The organism is Lysinibacillus sp. FSL K6-0057, assembly GCF_038630885.1.
GTDB classification, from domain to species: Bacteria; Bacillota; Bacilli; order Bacillales_A; family Planococcaceae; genus Lysinibacillus; species Lysinibacillus fusiformis_F.
This window is the reverse complement of sequence record NZ_CP152047.1, coordinates 4,908,228-4,926,887: the sequence shown is the minus strand read 5'-3', so window position 1 is coordinate 4,926,887 and position 18,660 is coordinate 4,908,228. Positions and strand designations below refer to the sequence as shown.

Annotated in this window: 18 protein-coding genes and 1 other annotated feature; of the genes, 15 read left to right on the top strand and 3 right to left on the bottom strand. The window is 38.5% G+C overall.

The genetic code is table 11. The features are described 5' to 3' along the window. Positions 1 to 4: 4 nt before the first annotated feature. Entirely contained in the window at positions 5 to 1,315 is a 1,311-nt protein-coding gene (locus MHB40_RS24680) for a globin-coupled sensor protein (protein ID WP_205446194.1), read from the bottom strand. Between the two features lie 283 nt (positions 1,316 to 1,598). On the opposite strand from MHB40_RS24680, the gene MHB40_RS24675 reads away from it, so the two are divergent. Beyond that, entirely contained in the window at positions 1,599 to 1,808 is a 210-nt protein-coding gene (locus tag MHB40_RS24675) for a hypothetical protein (protein ID WP_342442035.1), read from the top strand. 47 nt (positions 1,809 to 1,855) lie between these two features. On the opposite strand, the gene corA is transcribed toward MHB40_RS24675, so the two are convergent. Together corA and MHB40_RS24665 are read right to left on the bottom strand one after the other, a co-directional pair. Beyond that, on the bottom strand, positions 1,856 to 2,818 hold the full coding sequence (gene corA / locus MHB40_RS24670) for a magnesium/cobalt transporter CorA (protein ID WP_342533608.1): 963 nt from the start codon (positions 2,816 to 2,818) through the stop codon (positions 1,856 to 1,858). Positions 2,819 to 2,853: 35 nt separating this feature from the next. After that, entirely contained in the window at positions 2,854 to 3,537 is a 684-nt protein-coding gene (locus tag MHB40_RS24665; protein WP_342533607.1) for a class I SAM-dependent methyltransferase, read from the bottom strand. 124 nt (positions 3,538 to 3,661) lie between these two features. Here MHB40_RS24665 and MHB40_RS24660 point away from each other — a divergent pair, with 124 nt between their 5' ends. The 14 genes from MHB40_RS24660 (at position 3,662) to rlmB (ending at position 18,658) form a co-directional block, all read left to right on the top strand. Then, a complete protein-coding gene (locus tag MHB40_RS24660; RefSeq protein WP_016992147.1) occupies positions 3,662 to 3,967 on the top strand; it encodes a DUF4870 domain-containing protein in 306 nt (101 codons plus the stop codon). A gap of 267 nt (positions 3,968 to 4,234) precedes the next feature. After that, positions 4,235 to 4,705: a CtsR family transcriptional regulator gene (locus MHB40_RS24655; protein ID WP_004233573.1), complete on the top strand. Its 471-nt coding sequence runs from the start codon at positions 4,235 to 4,237 to the stop codon at positions 4,703 to 4,705. A gap of 13 nt (positions 4,706 to 4,718) precedes the next feature. Continuing rightward, positions 4,719 to 5,261: a UvrB/UvrC motif-containing protein gene (locus MHB40_RS24650; RefSeq protein WP_205446188.1), complete on the top strand. Its 543-nt coding sequence runs from the start codon at positions 4,719 to 4,721 to the stop codon at positions 5,259 to 5,261. After that, positions 5,258 to 6,367 carry a protein arginine kinase gene (locus MHB40_RS24645; protein WP_205446186.1) on the top strand — a complete coding sequence of 370 codons (1,110 nt, stop codon included), beginning with the start codon at positions 5,258 to 5,260 and terminating at the stop codon, positions 6,365 to 6,367. The genes MHB40_RS24650 and MHB40_RS24645 overlap by 4 nt, the downstream gene beginning before the upstream one ends. Further along, a complete protein-coding gene (locus tag MHB40_RS24640) occupies positions 6,357 to 8,801 on the top strand; it encodes an ATP-dependent Clp protease ATP-binding subunit (RefSeq protein WP_205446185.1) in 2,445 nt (814 codons plus the stop codon). The genes MHB40_RS24645 and MHB40_RS24640 overlap by 11 nt, the downstream gene beginning before the upstream one ends. A 91-nt stretch (positions 8,802 to 8,892) precedes the next feature. Continuing rightward, positions 8,893 to 10,269: a DNA repair protein RadA gene (gene radA / locus MHB40_RS24635; RefSeq protein WP_342533606.1), complete on the top strand. Its 1,377-nt coding sequence runs from the start codon at positions 8,893 to 8,895 to the stop codon at positions 10,267 to 10,269. Between the two features lie 285 nt (positions 10,270 to 10,554). Continuing rightward, positions 10,555 to 11,640 (top strand): PIN/TRAM domain-containing protein, encoded by a 1,086-nt coding sequence (locus MHB40_RS24630; RefSeq protein WP_205446181.1) that lies wholly within the window; start codon positions 10,555 to 10,557, stop codon positions 11,638 to 11,640. Between the two features lie 11 nt (positions 11,641 to 11,651). Beyond that, on the top strand, positions 11,652 to 12,347 hold the full coding sequence (gene ispD / locus MHB40_RS24625; protein ID WP_205446180.1) for a 2-C-methyl-D-erythritol 4-phosphate cytidylyltransferase: 696 nt from the start codon (positions 11,652 to 11,654) through the stop codon (positions 12,345 to 12,347). Positions 12,348 to 12,640: 293 nt separating this feature from the next. Then, the gene (gene epsC / locus MHB40_RS24620) at positions 12,641 to 13,582 is read left to right on the top strand and encodes a serine O-acetyltransferase EpsC (protein ID WP_342533605.1); all 942 of its coding nucleotides are present in this window, start codon (positions 12,641 to 12,643) and stop codon (positions 13,580 to 13,582) included. Between the two features lie 141 nt (positions 13,583 to 13,723). Next, the gene (gene ispF / locus MHB40_RS24615) at positions 13,724 to 14,200 is read left to right on the top strand and encodes a 2-C-methyl-D-erythritol 2,4-cyclodiphosphate synthase (protein WP_205446178.1); all 477 of its coding nucleotides are present in this window, start codon (positions 13,724 to 13,726) and stop codon (positions 14,198 to 14,200) included. A gap of 91 nt (positions 14,201 to 14,291) precedes the next feature. After that, positions 14,292 to 15,752: a glutamate--tRNA ligase gene (gene gltX / locus MHB40_RS24610; RefSeq protein ID WP_205446177.1), complete on the top strand. Its 1,461-nt coding sequence runs from the start codon at positions 14,292 to 14,294 to the stop codon at positions 15,750 to 15,752. A gap of 50 nt (positions 15,753 to 15,802) precedes the next feature. Next, positions 15,803 to 16,020 (top strand) — a binding site (T-box leader). 60 nt (positions 16,021 to 16,080) lie between these two features. Continuing rightward, positions 16,081 to 17,481, top strand: a complete 1,401-nt coding sequence (gene cysS / locus MHB40_RS24605; protein WP_342533604.1) for a cysteine--tRNA ligase — start codon at positions 16,081 to 16,083, stop codon at positions 17,479 to 17,481. A 5-nt stretch (positions 17,482 to 17,486) separates the two neighbouring features. Next, on the top strand, positions 17,487 to 17,906 hold the full coding sequence (locus MHB40_RS24600; RefSeq protein WP_342442029.1) for a Mini-ribonuclease 3: 420 nt from the start codon (positions 17,487 to 17,489) through the stop codon (positions 17,904 to 17,906). Next, positions 17,906 to 18,658, top strand: coding sequence for a 23S rRNA (guanosine(2251)-2'-O)-methyltransferase RlmB (rlmB, locus tag MHB40_RS24595; RefSeq protein WP_342442028.1), 753 nt, complete (start codon positions 17,906 to 17,908; stop codon positions 18,656 to 18,658). Before MHB40_RS24600 ends, rlmB begins: the two co-directional genes overlap by 1 nt. Positions 18,659 to 18,660 lie beyond the last annotated feature (2 nt).

The following is an 18,660-nucleotide window of genomic DNA, read 5'->3' as shown; positions in this document are numbered from 1 at the left end:
TTTTTTACATATTTAGCTCATTGACAACATTAATGAGTGAGTCAGAAGAAGAGGAGACTAGCGTAGCCCCTTGCGATAATTCCGTAATTAAATTAGAAATGGCTGAAATATCTCTTGATGTATTTACATATTGTTGTTGAATGCCAGAAACTGCATCAGCAATATCATTAAATGACTTGGATAAACTTTCTTGTGTATTGACACTATGCTGAATTTTTTGATCGACATTCACAACTGAATTAGCCATTGTCGTAATATTACTTTCCGTTTCCTTAATGAGGTGAGAAACATTTTGTACGGCGTTTTTAGTTTCCTCAGCAAGTTTACGCACTTCCTCAGCTACTACCGCGAAACCTTTCCCATGTTCTCCAGCTCGAGCAGCCTCAATAGAAGCATTTAATGCTAATAGATTTGTTTGATCAGCAATGCCTGTAACAAGCCCAACGATTTCGGAAATTTTTTGAGAAGAGGTACGTAATTGATTCATCGTTACTTCAAGACCGTTGACACTTTGCAAAATAACTTGGATTAAATCATTTTGTTCTTTCAACTGCTGTTGGCCCCGTCTTGATTTTTCTTGTGTATCTGCTACGAAGCTCAATCCTTGCTTGGTCGCTACAGCAATATCATCTGTTTGCGAGGAAATCACTAATAATGATGCGGCCGTTTCTTCACTAATGGCATTAAGCTCCTCTGCAGTACTTTGAATCGTCGTTACAAGGGAATTTTTTGTTGCATCCGCTGCAGAGCGAATACGTTCTTCCTCTTTTTCATATGCCTCAATCACAAGTTGTTGCTCAAAGTTAATGATTTTACAAAAAGCATTTATAGCACGAATAGCATCTGTTTTGGAGATATCTACTTCGTTCACAAAGTTTGCGAAAGTAGTAGTGAGTGACTGAAATGAGGCAATATACCATTTTGACTGCAAGCCAATTCGAACGTGGGCCTCAGCAATGGCTTTTCGTTCAGCAATGTAGGCATCATTAATACGACTTTCAAAAATGTCACTTAAATGTTTATGTAACGTAATCTTCAAACGATCAATATGTGATGTTCTATTAATAATATCAAGTAAATCTTGGCTCAAACTAATGGCTACATAAAATTTCTCCACCATTTCAGGAATTAAGTCTTTAGCTAAAGGCTGTAGTTGCTTAATGATGGCTAAATCTTCAAGTGTTAAATTTAAAAGTTGTAATTGTTTTTGAAGATTGGGGTGGTTCAATACATCTAATTGTACACCGCTCTTAAAATTTTCAGGTGTTAATGTAATTGAGTAGCTAGAACTACTGTTTTTTGAAAACCAACTCATTATTATTTGCTCCATTCTTAATATCCATAATAAATTGTAAGTAAATAAGCACTTTTAGAATTTGTTAGGTTTGTAAACTTAATAAATAAATGGGATTAAATCTATTTTACTATTATTTGCTGAATATTTGGTTAAAAAATTGGTTATTTCTTTATTTTTTTACTTTATTGTTAGTCCAAATGGTGAAGCGATGTAGATTTGAATTTAAAATAGGAAACCTGTAAAATACGAACTGTTTAGTAATAGAAAAATAGTACGTAAAAAGAATAGGAGGAGGGATGGTATGGAGAAAAAACGTTTTAAATTTGTTATTCCAGTCATGGTGATTGTCGCCATTGGTTCCGTTTATATGCTGCGAAACTATCATGCTGAGGTACCAGATGTTGATCAATTATTAATTACAATATGCGCATCTTTAGGATCAGGGGTACTAGCCTACTTTTTATTTCCACAGCAGGGCGATAATAAAATTGATGACAGAGGACCGTATTAATAGATTGAAAAAACTGCTCGTTTTCGCAACAAAACGAGCAGTCTTTTTTATGGTTTAAATAGTTTAAACCAGCCCTTATGTTTAAAGATGGCCAACATAAAGATAACGATAATAATCATAATCCCAAGTACAATAAAATAGCTATATTGTCCATGAAGCTCCGGCATATTATCGAAATTCATCCCATACACACCAGCAATGAAGGTAAGTGGGATAAAGATTGTTGAGACAATTGTTAAAGTCATCATAATACCATTCATGCGACTAGAACTCATAGCCATATAACTATCCCGCATATCCGCTGTAAGCTCTCGATTGGATTCAACCATCTCTGTTAGCTTAAGTAGATGGTCATAGATATCTCCAAAATAAGCTCTTTCCGATTTCTTTAGTGAGAAACGGTAAGAATTAAGAACGCGATATAAAAGATCACGCATTGGTAAAATAGTACGTCTTAAGTCAAGTAAGTCACTACGGAACTCGAAGACAATCTTCATGGCATTTACGTTGCTTTGGTATGTAAGTTCACCTTCTAATGCATTTAGATGATCTTCAATTTTGTAAACGAGTGGAAAATAACTATCAACAATTTTATCAATGGTTTGATACGTTAAGTATACGGTACCGCGCTCCCAATTCTTCGGTTGGTTTTCTAGCATCTTCTGCACCTTATCTATTTCAGGGACAGGACTTTTATGGAAGGTTACGATAAATTTATTGGAGGCAAATATATTAACCTCCTCTGCAGCTAACGTCTCTTCGTTTACTCGATGAATGACAAAAAAATGAAAATCATCATAAAAGTCGAGCTTCGGACGCTGTAATCTCATTAAGCAATCCTCAATAGCAAGAGGGTGAAAGTGAAAAAATGTATCCAACAATGATTCTTCCTCGGCTGTAGGACAATTAAAATCAACCCAATACCATTCAAATTCTTGCTGATGTATCTCCTCTAATGGAAAATCCTTTAACAGTTGTTGTTGTTTTGTAATGCCAATGGTGCTTATCACGGTTTTCACCTCAAATTATTTACTACAAAATATAGTTAGTGCTCCTCTTTAAAGCATACCCAACCACCAAACAAAGTAGTGGCAAAAAATCTAGAAGGTTTTGTAAAGCCCGCACTTTGTAAAAGTGTTAAAATATCCTCTTCACTCATAAAAGAAAGAGAGCGAATGGATTTCTCCATCTCTGCTACATCAGACACAGAAAGTCTAGTATGTTGTAGCCAATAGGAACGCCATAAATCAAATTGTAGCTCTGTTTCTAAAGAGCCTGGCTGACCATACTTTGCAACAAGGACAAATGGTGCTCCAGGTTTTAAATATTTTGCTATTTCTTTTAATGTCACCAGCTTTTCTTCATCATCCCGAATAAAATGCAAGACGAGAATACAGCTTGCTGCATCATACTGTGTGGAGGGCAGCGGAGCATCGAGTATTGTAGCCTGATGGAATGACATATTATTAGGTAGAGCGAGCAAACGCTCTTTAGCTATGTTAAGCATGGATTCTGATGGATCAATGCCCGTGAATGACCAGTGTGGTCTTCCTTCTGCAAGCTGTAAAATTTCATTGCCACTCCCTGCACCCACAACTAACATGTTAGCATTTTCTGGAAGTTTGGAATGATAAAAGGTTTGTATTAAACGCAGCATGGCATCATAACTTGGCAACGTACGGCGAATTCCCTTTTCATATTCATTTGCTAATGTGTTGTTAAATTCCACCTCTCATCACAGCCTCTCAAAAAAATTTTTAAAAATCCTTTTTAATGTGAAACTATTGCGGGTATAGTTCCGTAAATAGTAGTACATAAAACATAGATAAAGTTCAAAGAAAGGGTTGATATATATGGAGACTAAATGGTCTAAAGTAATCATACACGCAAGTGCATTTTTTGCGCCATGGTTAGTGCCCATTATTTTCTTTTTAATTAGTTCGGATGAGGAAGTTAAGGCAATTTCTATTCAAGCATTGCTATTCCAAATTGTCATGGGCGTTTTAATTGCTATCTCTGTTGTTTTAAGCTTCGTCCTTATTGGCTTACCATTTTTAATCATTTTCGGCATTATGCTATTTGTTGTACCGATTATCGGTATTGTAAAAGCATTGTCTGATGAACCTTGGCGTTATCCAATTGTTGGTCGCTGGGTATAATTTTCATAGACGCAAGTATATGCTAGTTGCATATGCTTGCGTTTTTTCTATGACTAATAAGGGTACATTAGGTATATGAGGAAATTATAAAACCGTACACAAATGATCGAAAAGGTGTTATTTTCGGCGCTTAAAAAGGTATTTTCAAGACTTTCCACTTTTCTATGGGCGAAATCATTGCAATTTTTTTCAAGCGTTTTGTATAATATACTCAAAGAAAGTCAAAGATAGTCAAAGTCAGTGAAGCAAGCGAGGTGTATTCCTAAAATGCGTAATATATCAGACATCATAGAAGGTTACTTAAAGCAAGTACTTGAATTAGGTGGAGAAGGGCATATTGAAATTAAACGTAGTGAAATCGCTGATAAATTTCAATGTGTACCATCACAAATAAATTATGTCATTAATACAAGATTTACTGCCGAGCGGGGTTACCTTGTTGAGAGCAAACGTGGTGGTGGTGGATACATTCGAATTTTACGTGTCCGCGCGAATTCACAGATTGATTTAATCGACGATGTTCTCAGGCAAATTGAAGGTGGGGCATCACAAACGATGGCAGAAGATTTGGTTTATCGACTGATTGATGAGCAGGTAATTTCAAAGCGAGAAGCGAAATTAATGTTAGCAGCAATTGATCGCTCCACGATCGACTTGCATCTCCCATTAAGAGATGTCATTCGATCAAAAATATTGCGAGCAATGCTGACAACAATTAAATATGAACAGCAAAAATAGTGAGGTGATGGAAATGATTTGCGAACATTGTAAACAACGTAATGCGACAGTTACAGTAACACAAGTTCAAAGTGGGCAAAAGGTGGAGCACCATTATTGTGACGTCTGCGCCTCACAATTCCATCCATTTCATGCAGAGTTTAAACAAGAGCCAGTATCTATTCAACAGTTATTGTCTAACTGGTTTGGCTCTCCTACATGGCAAAAGGTGGGGGAAAAACAACAGGTACAGCCACAACAGCAAACTTGCCCACAATGTGGATTTTCGTATAAGCAATTTTTAAAAGAGGGAAAATTCGGGTGCCCAAGCTGTTATGACACATTTAGTGAACATTTGCCGAAGCTTTTTAATCGCATTCAGGCAGGTCCACAACACATTGGTAAAATGCCTGGTGCTCGCAGCAATGTGTATGTTATTAAAAAGCAAATAGAGGATATCCGCAAGCGTATGAAGTCCGCCGTAGAGGAAGAACAATTTGAAGAAGCGGCGAAGCTACGTGATGAAGTCAAAGAGCTAGAAAAACATCTACAATTTGAAGGTGGTGATGTGTCATGATGATTGAATCATTCTTAGAGCGTGCGACGCCAACCTGGATGCATATCAAAGATGATTACTCAGATATTGTCATTAGCACACGGATACGCCTTGCTCGAAATTTAGATGGGTATCGTTTTCCATTAGCCTTTTCAGAGAATGAGGCATTGCAGGTGGAACAGGCCGTTACACATGCTGTAAGCGATAGCCCAACGCTTCAAAATGATTATGCTTATTTTGCTATAAAGGATTTAACGCCTTTACAGCGTCAAATTCTTGTAGAAAAGCATTTGATTAGTCCGCAACTGGCTAAAAAAGAGCAAGTGGGCTCTATACTACTTTCTGAAGATGAATCCGTTAGCATTATGGTGAATGAAGAGGATCATTTACGCATTCAATGTATGACAGCAAGTTTTCAACTTCAAAGTGCCTATGAACAAGCAAATAAGATTGATCGTATCCTAGAGAAAGTATTACCGTATGCTTTTCGAGATACTTTTGGTTATTTAACAAGTTGTCCAACGAATATTGGTACGGGTCTACGAGCGTCCGTCATGATGCATTTACCCGCTCTTACACTAACGGGGCAAATGAATCAAATTATAAATGCCATGACACGCTTAGGGATGACTGTAAGAGGTATATATGGTGAAGGAAGCGAAAATTTAGGGAATGTTTATCAAGTGTCTAACCAAATTACACTTGGAAAGACAGAGGAAGATATTTTAGCAGACATACAAAGTGTCGCTGAAAAGATTATTCAAAAAGAACGACATGCAAGAGGTAAATTAATGGAAAAGGCAGAGCTTGCTCTAGAAGATAGAGTATATCGAGCTTTAGGCACCCTTACACATGCGAGAATTTTGACAAGTGAGGAAGCCGCGACTTGCCTATCTAATGTTCGTCTAGGTGTAGATTTACAGATGATTGATGGTATACAAGCAACAACCTTAAATGAATGTGTTGTTTGTATGCAACCAGGTTTTTTACAGCACTATGCAGGTGAGGTACTGCCACCTGCTGAACGAGATCGTGTACGAGCGGAAATGCTTCGCGAGACATTATCTCAAGAATATGCGAATAAGCCTATAAATGGGGAAAAAGGAGAGGATTTATATGATGTTTAATCGTTTTACACAACGCGCGCAAAAAGTATTACAGCTTGCTCAGGAAGAGGCTATTCGTTGGAAGCACGAATCTATCGGTACAGAGCATATACTATTAGGGCTTATACGTGAAGGCGGCGGTATTGCTGCGAAAGCGTTAGAAGCCATTGATATTAGTCCTCAAATGATTGAAGCTGGAATTGAAGAATTAGTTGGTAAGGGCAAAGAAGATGTCGGTCCAATCGTTCATTATACGCCAAGAGCTAAGAAAGTAATTGAACTATCTGTTGATGAGTCACGTAAATTAGGTCACTCCTATATCGGCACAGAGCATTTATTATTGGCGCTTATACGTGAAGGCGAGGGTGTGGCAGCTCGCGTTTTAAACAATGCGGGAGTCGGCTTAAATAAAGCTCGTCAGCAAGTATTATTGCTATTAGGTAATAATGATAATGCACAATCTGGTCAACAAGCAGCTCAAGCTGCCAATACACCAACATTAGATAGTCTAGCACGTGATTTAACACAAATTGCACGTGAAGGTACATTAGATCCTGTTATTGGGCGAAGCAAGGAAATTACACGTGTGATTGAGGTTTTATCGCGTCGTACGAAAAATAACCCTGTATTGATTGGTGAGCCAGGTGTTGGTAAAACAGCGATTGCTGAAGGATTAGCACAGCAAATTATCAATAATGAAGTACCAGAAATCCTTCGTGACAAACGTGTCATGACACTAGATATGGGTACAGTTGTTGCAGGTACAAAATATCGTGGTGAATTTGAAGACCGTTTGAAAAAAGTGATGGATGAAATTCGCCAAGCAGGTAACATCATTTTATTTATCGACGAATTGCATACATTAATTGGTGCAGGTGGTGCTGAAGGTGCGATTGATGCATCGAATATATTAAAACCATCTTTAGCACGTGGTGAGCTTCAATGTATTGGTGCCACAACACTTGATGAGTACCGCAAGTATATTGAAAAGGATGCAGCTTTAGAGCGTCGTTTCCAACCAATCCAAGTGGATGAGCCGACAGTGGAAGAAGCTATTCTAATCATTCAAGGCTTACGAGATCGTTATGAAGCACATCACCGTGTAAAAATAACAGATGAAGCGATTGAAGCAGCGGCAAAAATGAGTGATAGATATATTTCAGACCGCTTCTTACCCGATAAAGCGATTGACTTAATCGATGAAGCAGGTTCTAAAGTACGCTTACGTTCATTCGCAGTGCCACCGAACTTAAAGGCACTTGAGGATAAGCTTGAAAATGTTCGTTCTGAAAAAAATGCAGCCGTATCAGGTCAAGAATTTGAAAAGGCAGCAGCACTAAGAGATACTGAGCAAAAGCTGAAGGATGAAATTGAAGCTACACGAAAAAATTGGAAAGAAGAGCAAGGCAAAGCCGAATCTAAAGTGACTGTGGATGATGTAGCAGCAGTTGTATCAATGTGGACAGGAATCCCAGTAGCTAAAATTGCTTCTGAAGAATCTTCGAAGTTATTACAGCTTGAAGAAGAGTTACACAAACGTGTAGTAGGGCAAAGTGAAGCGGTAGAAGCCATTTCTCGTGCAATACGTCGTGCAAGAGCAGGCTTAAAAGATCCAAAACGACCAATTGGTTCATTTATCTTCTTAGGACCTACAGGTGTTGGTAAAACAGAGCTTGCAAGAGCACTTGCTGAAGTAATGTTTGGCGATGAGGATGCGATGATTCGTGTTGATATGTCCGAGTATATGGAAAAACATTCGACTTCTCGCTTAGTAGGTTCACCTCCAGGCTATGTAGGCTTCGATGATGGCGGTCAACTGACAGAGAAAGTTCGCCGTAAGCCATATTCAGTCGTTTTATTAGATGAAATTGAAAAGGCACACCCTGATGTATTCAATATTTTATTGCAAGTGCTTGAAGATGGTCGTTTAACAGACTCTAAGGGACGTGTAGTAGACTTCCGTAATACAGTGGTCATTATGACTTCAAACGTTGGTGCGGATGCATTAAAATACCAAAAGAGCCTTGGTTTCAATGTAGGCGGTGCAGAGTCTAAGCATAAAGACATGAAGGGTACGATGTTAGAAGAATTGAAAAAAGCATTCCGTCCAGAATTCTTAAACCGTATCGATGAAATGATTGTTTTCCACGCATTAGATAAAGAGCATTTAAAAGAAATCATTGCAATGATGGGCAATGCATTAACAAAACGCTTGAAAGAACAAGATATTTCGTTAGAGTTAACAGATGCGGCACTTGAAAAAATTGCTGAAGAAGGTTATGACCCTCAATATGGTGCTCGTCCACTACGTCGTGCATTACAAAAGCAAGTAGAGGATCGATTATCAGAAGAATTACTAAAAGGTAATGTAGAGAAGGGTAATCAGGTTATCATTGATTATGTAAACAATGAATTCATTGTAAAGAAAAAAGAGGGAGTATCCATCTCTAAATAATTTCATGGAAAGACAGTGAGGCTTTAAGTGCCAAGCTGTCTTTTTTTCTGTACAATTAAGAATAAGAACAAATATTCGAGGTGAAAGCAATTTGGCAAAGAAAAAAACGAAATTTGTATGTTCAGGCTGTGGCTATGAATCTGCAAAATGGATGGGAAGATGTCCTGGATGTGGTGAGTGGAATAAAATGGTCGAAGAAGTGGAGATGGTTGCTAAAGGTCCACGTGGAGCATTTCAACATTCTGCTACAGTTACCCAAAAGGCAATTCCGATTATCCAGGTTGAAGCTACTGAGGAATCCCGTGTAGCGACGGAAATGGGCGAACTCAATCGCGTATTGGGTGGTGGTATTGTGCCTGGTTCTCTAGTATTAATTGGGGGCGATCCTGGGATAGGAAAATCAACATTACTATTACAAGTTTCCGCATTACTTTCGAATAAAGGGCATCGCGTACTTTATATTTCTGGAGAAGAATCCATTCGTCAAACTAAATTACGAGCAGAGCGTTTAGGGGTGATTTCTCAAGAGCTTTACATATACTCCGAAACGAACCTAGAGTTTTTAAACCAAACCATTGATGAAGTCAAACCTAAGTTTGTCATTGTCGATTCCATTCAAACGGTCTTTCATCCAGAAATAACAAGCGCACCAGGTAGTGTATCACAGGTTCGTGAATGTACAGCAGAGCTTATGCGAATCGCTAAAACAAAAGGCATTGCTATTTTTCTAGTAGGGCATGTAACAAAAGAGGGGCAAATTGCTGGGCCTCGTATTTTAGAGCATATGGTTGATACTGTACTGTATTTTGAAGGGGAAAGACATCATAATCATCGTATTTTACGAAGCCAAAAAAACCGCTTTGGCTCTACAAATGAAATTGCCATATTTGAGATGCTTCAAGGAGGTTTAAAGGAAGTTCTAAACCCTTCAGAGTTATTTTTACAGGAGCGTTCACAGGGTGCAGCGGGTTCAACTATTGTTGCATCAATGGAGGGGACAAGACCAATCCTTGTGGAAATTCAATCCTTAGTTACACCTACAAGCTTTAACTATCCTAAACGTATGGCAACGGGTGTCGATCAAAACAGAGTACAATTGCTAATGGCTGTACTGGAAAAGCGTATGGGCCTCATGCTACAAGCTCAGGACGCATATATTAAAGTTGCTGGTGGTGTCAAATTGGATGAGCCAGCAATAGATTTAGCGGTGTTGACGAGCATTGTATCTAGTTTTAAGGATCAGGCAGTGCGTGCAACCGATTGTTTTATTGGTGAGGTAGGGCTGACAGGTGAAGTCCGCCGAGTGTCACGTATAGAGCAGCGAGTCATTGAAGCAGCGAAGCTTGGATTTAAAAGAGCTTTCATTCCAGCTTCGAATATTGGGGGCTGGGAATTTCCACAGGGAATTGAAATTTTTGGCGTAGAGACGATAAAAGATGCATTAAATGCTTGTTTTAGAGAGTTGTAAAAGAAAGTGTGCATGTTGGATATCATTCTGACATGCATTTTCCTTCATTTTTGAAGATCATATCGGAAACTCAAATAAAGGAATAATCGTCCTAAATAATAGCTGATGAAGGGATAAAGGATTGTCATTTTATACGTACTAAAATAGAAGTTTGTAAAATTATGTCTAACTGACCTATTCTTGTTTCACAACATCAAAAATAATGAGAATTTGATTGAGCTCATGAAAGATTTTCTGCCTTAAACTATGTATAATCTTAACTAAACAATTAGGAGGTGACAGCTTGTGAAAAAATTTGTTCAAATTGCGTTTTTACTGATTGGAGGAGCATTGGGCCTTGTTTTCTTACCGCCATTATACGAATTGCTTCATTTATCATCTAATCCTTGGCTAGATAATCCTTATGTATCAGTAGCTCTAGGCGCACTTTTACTGTTTACACTATCTTTTGCATTTTCCGATTACTTTGTAAGGCTCATTAGCTGGATGGAAGAAGTGCTGTTTAAGGTTCCTATCGGAGATTTATTATTTGGTACGTTTGGTTTAATAATTGGGTTGATTGTCGCTTACTTTTTAGGCTTTGCCATTGATAGTGTACCATTCCCTGTTATTACGGAAGTACTTCCAATTATCCTGTCATTTGTATTAGGGTATTTAGGGTTCCGTCTAGGTTTTAGAAAAAGAGATGAGCTCATACAGCTTTTTACATTACGTAGTACCAATACGAAGAAAAAAGCTGCTGAAGGTGCTGAACTTCAAGAAGTTCGTGGGAGCTACAAATTGCTAGATACAAGTGTTATTATCGACGGTCGTATTGCTGATATTTCTGAAACAGGTTTCATCGAAGGCGTTCTAGTTGTACCCCAATTTGTGCTCACTGAGCTTCAGCATATAGCTGATTCTTCCGATACATTAAAGCGCACAAGAGGTCGGCGTGGTTTAGATATTTTAAAAAAATTACAAGATGAGCGTAAGACAAAAGTTGAAATTACGGACGAGGATTTTGAAGATGTACAAGAGGTAGATTTAAAGCTTGTACGTCTTGCGAAAAAAATGGGTAACGACACACAAATTGTTACGAATGATTTTAACCTGAATAAAGTCTGTGAGCTCCATCATGTAAAAGTATTAAATATTAATGATTTAGCGAATGCAGTGAAGCCTGTGGTCATACCAGGTGAAGATATGCAGGTTGTGGTTATAAAGGATGGCAAAGAGCATAATCAGGGAGTTGCCTATTTAGATGATGGAACGATGATTGTTGTTGAAGGTGGTCGTAGTTATATCGGACAGGCAATTACAGTTACAGTTACTAGTGTGCTGCAAACATCAGCAGGTCGTATGATATTTGCTAAGCCGAAGGACGATTAGGATGTGGGAAAATGCAATATGAAGTAGTTCTACCTGCAGCAGGAAGTGGGAAGCGTATGGGTGCAGGGCAAAATAAATTATTTTTAAAACTTTTGGAGAAACCTATTCTGATACACACGCTAGAAGTGTTTCAACAAGATCCCTCCTGCACAGGTATTTGGCTTGCCGTTAAACCAGAAGAACGTGCATATATTCAAAAGCTGCTAGAGCAGTTTGAGATTACGAAAGTGAAGGGTTTACCTGATGGGGGGGCTGAGCGTCAGCATTCAGTTCATTCATGCATGAAAGAGATGCAACAGGTAGATATTGTGCTTGTCCATGATGCAGCACGTCCGTTTATTACGCATGATATCATTGCAAAGCTTGTACAGAACGCGCATGATCACGGTGCAGCCATTGCAGGGGTTCGTGCGAAAGACACGATGAAAAAAGTATCAACGAATGGCATTATTGAGGAAACGGTTGATCGCGAAAGCCTATGGATGGTGCAAACACCACAAGCATTCCGCTTTGAGTTAATTATGGAAGCGGAGGACGTAGCTGAAAAAGTAGGTTTTCTTGGGACAGATGAGGCGATGCTAATGGAGCGTCTTGGACACCAAGTACACATCGTAGAAAGTAGTTATGAAAATGTAAAAATGACGACACAAGAAGATCTAGTATTTGGTGAGGCAATCTTGCGTAAGCGTGAATCATTCAATCTTTAAGAAATATTATTTATATAGGCTATTCATTCGAAAGTGTTAAGGATGAATAGTCTTTTTATATGTTGTGATTCGTAAAATTACCTCTTTGTTTCGAAATATGTCAATTCATATAAGTACGATAATGATATAGGGATAGTCGAATGAGAAACGGAGGCGTGGGAAGTGGATAAAAGTTGGTAGTGGCTTAAATAAATTGGGTTTTATCCATGTGATCGTCTTACGTGTAATGAAATAGTGGATATATGTTTAATAAGGTAATAGAATAGATGAAAAAGATGTGAGGGGTGTTTATTGTGTCATTAAATGAATGGTTAAATCAAAAGGTTCCCGAAATTACAGGTTCATTAACAAGTATAAATAAACAGTACATCGACGTTGACAACTCAATAGGCTTTGATGGACGGGATCGGGTTATAAAAATAATAGATAATTTCCATGAGGTGCTGTTTCCTGGCATTTATACAAAAAGACCTATTGATGAAACAAGAGTGAACGTAGTTTGCAGTAATAAGCTGCGAGAAACAGCATTAGATTTACGGGATATTATCGAAAAAGTATTGTTTTATAATATGGAGGACAGTGATCCTGCCAATTGCGAGAAGTATTGCCGTGAACAAGCAGACAAAATTGTTATGAATTTGATTAATCGGTTTCCTGCCATTCGTCAAGTGTTACAAACAGATATTCAAGCGGCATATAATGGTGACCCAGCTGCTCTTTCCACAGAGGAAATTTTGCTAAGCTATCCATCTATTGTGGCTGTTTATATTCACCGAATCGCACATGAGCTATATGAGATGGGCGTACAAATTGTACCTCGTATTATGTCAGAATACGCACATCGATTAACGGGTATCGATATTCATCCGGGGGCTACCATAGGAGAATCATTCTTTATTGACCACGGAACAGGGGTCGTCATCGGTGAAACTTGTACTATTGGAAAGAATGTTAAAATTTATCAAGGTGTAACATTAGGTGCACTAAGCTTCCCGTTAGATGAAAACGGTAATCCGATTAAGGGCATTAAGCGTCATCCGAATATTGCTGACAATGTTGTCATTTATGCTGGTGCTACGATTTTAGGGGGCGAGACGACGATTGGGCACGATTCCGTCTTAGGGAGTAATATTTGGCTAACACATTCTGTTCCCCCTTATTCACGTGTTTACAATTCACAGCCATCACCGAATATTAGCAACAGTCAAATGAAAAATATAGAGTATCATATTTAAAAAATGTTGGGCAGTCTAGGGAGTATAGCTTTCTAAACTGCCCATTACTGCTAGAGGAGGATAATTATTAAAGCGCTTTTCAAACACCCTTTGGTAAACTTTGATATGATAATGATAAATATTAATTAAAGGAAGATGAATATGTTTCGAATTGGACAAGGTTTTGACGTACATGCATTTGAAGAAGGGCGTCCATTAATTATTGGTGGCATTACAATTCCGCATGAAAAAGGACTAGTAGGACATTCTGATGCGGATGTTCTTTTACACACTGTCACAGATGCAGCTCTAGGAGCAATTGGAGAAGGGGATATTGGCCGTCATTTTCCAGATACAGACCCTGCATTTAAGGACGCAGATTCAGCAAAATTATTAGAGTACATTTGGAAAATTGTTGAGGATAAGGGTTATGCTCTAGGTAATGTGGATTGTACCATTATGGCACAACGTCCTAAAATGGCACCCTATATTGGACAGATGCAACAGCGCATTGCTGAATTATTACACGCAGAGCCTTCACAAGTAAATGTTAAGGCAACAACAACCGAACGATTAGGCTTTACAGGTCGCGAGGAAGGTATAGCGGCAATGGCCACGATTCTTTTGATTAAGAAATAAATGTGGATGAACTCCGCTTTTATTTCCTGTAACAGAGTGGTAAAATGAACAAAGTCAATTTTTTGATCGAAAATTTAGGAGGCTTTTAATTATGACGAAAGAAGTTCGCGTTCGTTACGCGCCATCTCCAACAGGTTTTTTACATATCGGTGGAGCGCGTACAGCATTATTCAATTATTTATATGCAAAACATCATAACGGTAAATTCATTGTACGTATTGAAGATACGGATATTGAACGTAATGTAGAGGGCGGAGAAGCATCTCAGCTAGATAACCTAAAATGGTTAGGTATTGAATATGATGAGTCCATTGATATTGGTGGACCTTATGCGCCTTATCGTCAAATGGAACGTCTTGATATTTATAAAGAGCACGCTGAAAAACTATTAGAGCAAGGTGTAGCCTACAAGTGTTTCTGTTCCTCTGAAAAACTTGAAGCATCTCGTGAAGAACAAAAAGCAAGAGGTGTAGCAGCTCCAACTTATGATGGTACATGCCGCCACTTATCAGCAGATGAAGTCGCAGCGAAAGAAGCGGCGGGTGAGCCATATACAATCCGTATGCGCATTCCAGAAAATGTAACATATGAATTTGAGGACTTAGTTCGTGGACAAGTTACATTTGAGTCTAAAGATATTGGTGATTGGGTACTTGTAAAAGCAAATGGTATTCCAACATACAACTATGCAGTTGTTTTAGACGATCACTTTATGGAAATCTCTCACGTTTTCCGTGGTGAAGAGCATTTATCGAATACACCAAAGCAAATGATGATCTTTGATGCATTTGGTTGGGAATATCCACGCTTTGGTCATATGACATTAATTATTAACGAAAACCGTAAAAAGCTATCTAAGCGTGATGAATCGATTATTCAATTTGTTACGCAATATAAGGATTTAGGCTATCTTCCTGAAGCAATGTTCAACTTCTTTGCATTACTTGGTTGGTCTCCAGAAGGGGAAGAGGAGATTTTCTCAAAAGAAGAATTTATTAAAATCTTTGATGAAAAACGTCTTTCTAAATCACCGTCTATGTTCGATAAGCAAAAACTAACATGGATGAATAATCAATATATTAAAAAACTATCTTTAGAAGAAGTGGTCGCATTATCTTTACCTCACTTACAAAAAGCAGGCTTATTACCTGAAGAACTTACTGCAGAGCAACATGCATGGGCGACGGATTTAATTGCACTTTATCATGACCAAATGAGCTTTGGTGCAGAAATTGTCGAATTATCTAGCCTATTCTTTAACGAGCATATTGAATATGATGAAGAAGCAAAAGAGGTTTTAGCAGGAGAGCAAGTACCAGAAGTAATGGCAGCGTTTAAAGCGCAATTGGAGGAACTAGAAGAGTTCACACCGGATGCGGTAAAAGCTGCGATTAAAGCTGTACAAAAGACAACTGGCCATAAAGGTAAAAATCTGTTTATGCCAATCCGTGTCGTGACAACAGGTGAAACACATGGACCAGAGTTGCCAAACGCCATTTGTTTAATTGGTAAAGAGAAAGCAATTGACCGTGTAGAAAAATTTGCGCAATAAAGAGAAATTTATTGACAATTCATTCTTTCGTTGTAAAATGTATTTACATTGAAAAAGCGTTGATAAGGAGAAGTAAGTAGCGCATGCTCTTAAGAGAGGACCATCATCGGCTGAAAGTGGTCTGAGCCTAGGCAAAACTGAAATGCACCTTTGAGCATAAAGCTGAACGATAGTAGGCTTTATCGAGTCGTCCCCGTTAAAGGATGTCCAAAGTGGAAGGATTTTTCCTTCAATCAGAGTGGAACCACGCAAATCAAGCGTCTCTGTCATTCCTTTTAGGAGTGATAGGGGCGCTTTTTTATTCATCAGAAAAGGAGAGTGAAATACAATGGGTATTCAAATTTTTAACTCATTAACAAGACAAAAAGAAACCTTCGTCCCGCTAGAAGAAGGTAAGGTGAAAATGTATGTCTGCGGTCCAACTGTTTATAACTATATCCATATTGGGAACTCACGTCCTGTAATTGTTTATGATACAGTACGTCGTTATTTTCAATATAAAGGCTATGATGTAAAGTTTGTTTCCAATTTTACGGATGTAGACGATAAAATTATTAAAGCAGCAAATGAGCTAGGTGAAGAAGTGCATGAATTAACAGAGCGCTTTATTGCAGCCTATTTTGAAGATGTTATGGCACTAGGATGCAAAAAAGCAGATGTTCATCCACGTGTGACAGAGCATATGGACGATATCATTCAATTTATTCAAGTGTTAATTGATAAGGGCTATGCTTATGAGTCTGCTGGAGATGTGTATTATCGTACTCGTAAATTTGATGGCTACGGTAAATTATCACATCAATCAGTTGACGATTTAAAAATCGGTGCTCGTATTGAAGCAGGCGAGAAAAAAGATGATGCATTAGATTTTGCTTTATGGAAAGCGGCTAAGCCAGGTGAGATTTTCTGGGAAAGCCCATGGGGAGATGGCCGTCCAGGTTGGCACATTGAGTGTTCTGTAATGGCTCGTGAACATTTAGGAGATACTATTGATATTCATGCTGGTGGGCAAGATTTAACTTTCCCACATCACGAAAATGAAATTGCCCAATCAGAAGCACACAATAATAAGACATTTGCTCGTTATTGGATGCATAACGGGTATATTAATATAGATAATGAAAAGATGTCCAAATCTCTTGGGAATTTCATTCTTGTGAATGATATTCGTAAACAAATTGACCCGCAGATACTACGTTTCTTTATGTTATCTGTCCATTATCGCCATCCAATTAACTTTGCGAAGGATTTAGTAGAAGCTGCTGCTGCAGGTTTAGAGCGCATTCGTACAGCTTACAACAACGTGAAACATCGCCTTACGACTACAGTAAGCTTAGGTGACCATTCAGAAGAATGGCTTAGCAAAATTGCGGAACAAAAAGCACAGTTTGAAGAGGCAATGGATGATGACTTTAATACAGCCAATGCGATTTCTGTATTATTTGAAATAGCTCGTATTGCTAATATTTACTTAAATGAAGCCAATACTTGCAAGAAGGTATTAGAAACCTTTATTGAAACTTTTGAAGTACTAGGTGACGTCCTAGGTATTGAATTCGCAAAAGAAGAAGAACTATTAGACGAAGAAATTGAAGCATTGCTACAAGAGCGCGTGGAGGCACGTAAAAATCGTGATTTTGCTCGTTCTGATGAGATCCGTGACCATTTGCAAGCCCAAGGTATCATTTTAGAAGATACACGACAAGGAACTAGATGGAAACGAGGGTAATTAAGTTGGATAAACTTCGCAATGAAGATGTTAAACAATTAAATGCGCTGGCGTTAGCCTATATGGGTGATGCTGTATTGGAACAAAAAATCCGAGAATATTTGTTACGCTCTGGTCGTGTTAAACCTAATACACTTCATCGAGAGGCAACTCGCTACGTATCAGCAAAAGCGCAATCTATGATCGTTCATCGCATGATGGATGGAAATTATTTAACAGAGGAGGAATTGGCTGTGTTCCGCCGTGGACGCAATGCCAAATCCGGCTCTGTACCAAAAAATACTGATGTCCAAACCTATCGTAATAGCTCAGGCTTTGAGGCGGTGCTTGGTAGTTTATATTTATTAAATGAACTAGAACGCGTCTACGAAATCATTGCATATGCTATTCAAATAATCGAGGAATCAAAAGGAGTGTCTAAATAATGGCAGAACAAAATGGTGAAATTATTGCCGGTAAAAACCCAGTGTTAGAAGCACTTCGTTCAGGCCGCGATATGAATAAAGTATGGATTGCAGAAGGAGTAAAAAAATCGGGTGTCAATGAACTGCTAGATTTAGCCCGAGAACGTGGTGTTATAGTTCAATTTGTCCCAAAAAAGAAAGTTGATCAATTATCAAGTGCCAATCACCAAGGAATCGTTGCTTCTGTTGCCGCATATGAGTATGCTGAACTTGAGGACTTATTTGCAGCAGCAGCTAATAAACAGGAAGATCCCTTTTTCTTAATCCTAGATGAGTTAGAGGACCCTCATAATCTAGGGTCTATTATGAGAACGGCTGATGCTATAGGAGCACATGGTATAATTATTCCTAAGCGTCGATCAGTGAGTTTAACAGCAGTAGTGGCAAAGGCATCTACAGGTGCGATTGAACATGTTCCCGTTGTACGTGTAAACAATCTTGCTCAAACAATCGATGAATTAAAAGAACGCGGTGTATGGATTGCGGGTACAGATGCGAAGGGATCTGCAGATTATCGAAAGATGGATGCAACATTACCATTAGCCATCATTATTGGTAGCGAGGGCAAGGGAATGGGTCGTTTATTAAAAGAAAAATGCGATTTTTTATATCACCTACCAATGGTTGGGCATGTCACATCACTGAACGCATCAGTAGCAGCGGCTCTTTTAATGTACGAAGTGTATCGTAAACGTCAAGAAGCGATTGAATAACA

Coding starts and splice junctions, on each gene's coding strand:
- MHB40_RS24680 (WP_205446194.1), bottom strand. CDS start 1,315: ATGAGTTGGTTTTCAAAAAACAGTAGTTCTAGCTACTCAATTACATTA.
- MHB40_RS24675 (WP_342442035.1), top strand. CDS start 1,599: ATGGAGAAAAAACGTTTTAAATTTGTTATTCCAGTCATGGTGATTGTC.
- MHB40_RS24660 (WP_016992147.1), top strand. CDS start 3,662: ATGGAGACTAAATGGTCTAAAGTAATCATACACGCAAGTGCATTTTTT.
- MHB40_RS24655 (WP_004233573.1), top strand. CDS start 4,235: ATGCGTAATATATCAGACATCATAGAAGGTTACTTAAAGCAAGTACTT.
- MHB40_RS24650 (WP_205446188.1), top strand. CDS start 4,719: ATGATTTGCGAACATTGTAAACAACGTAATGCGACAGTTACAGTAACA.
- MHB40_RS24645 (WP_205446186.1), top strand. CDS start 5,258: ATGATGATTGAATCATTCTTAGAGCGTGCGACGCCAACCTGGATGCAT.
- MHB40_RS24640 (WP_205446185.1), top strand. CDS start 6,357: ATGATGTTTAATCGTTTTACACAACGCGCGCAAAAAGTATTACAGCTT.
- ispD (WP_205446180.1), top strand. CDS start 11,652: ATGCAATATGAAGTAGTTCTACCTGCAGCAGGAAGTGGGAAGCGTATG.
- ispF (WP_205446178.1), top strand. CDS start 13,724: ATGTTTCGAATTGGACAAGGTTTTGACGTACATGCATTTGAAGAAGGG.
- gltX (WP_205446177.1), top strand. CDS start 14,292: ATGACGAAAGAAGTTCGCGTTCGTTACGCGCCATCTCCAACAGGTTTT.
- cysS (WP_342533604.1), top strand. CDS start 16,081: ATGGGTATTCAAATTTTTAACTCATTAACAAGACAAAAAGAAACCTTC.
- rlmB (WP_342442028.1), top strand. CDS start 17,906: ATGGCAGAACAAAATGGTGAAATTATTGCCGGTAAAAACCCAGTGTTA.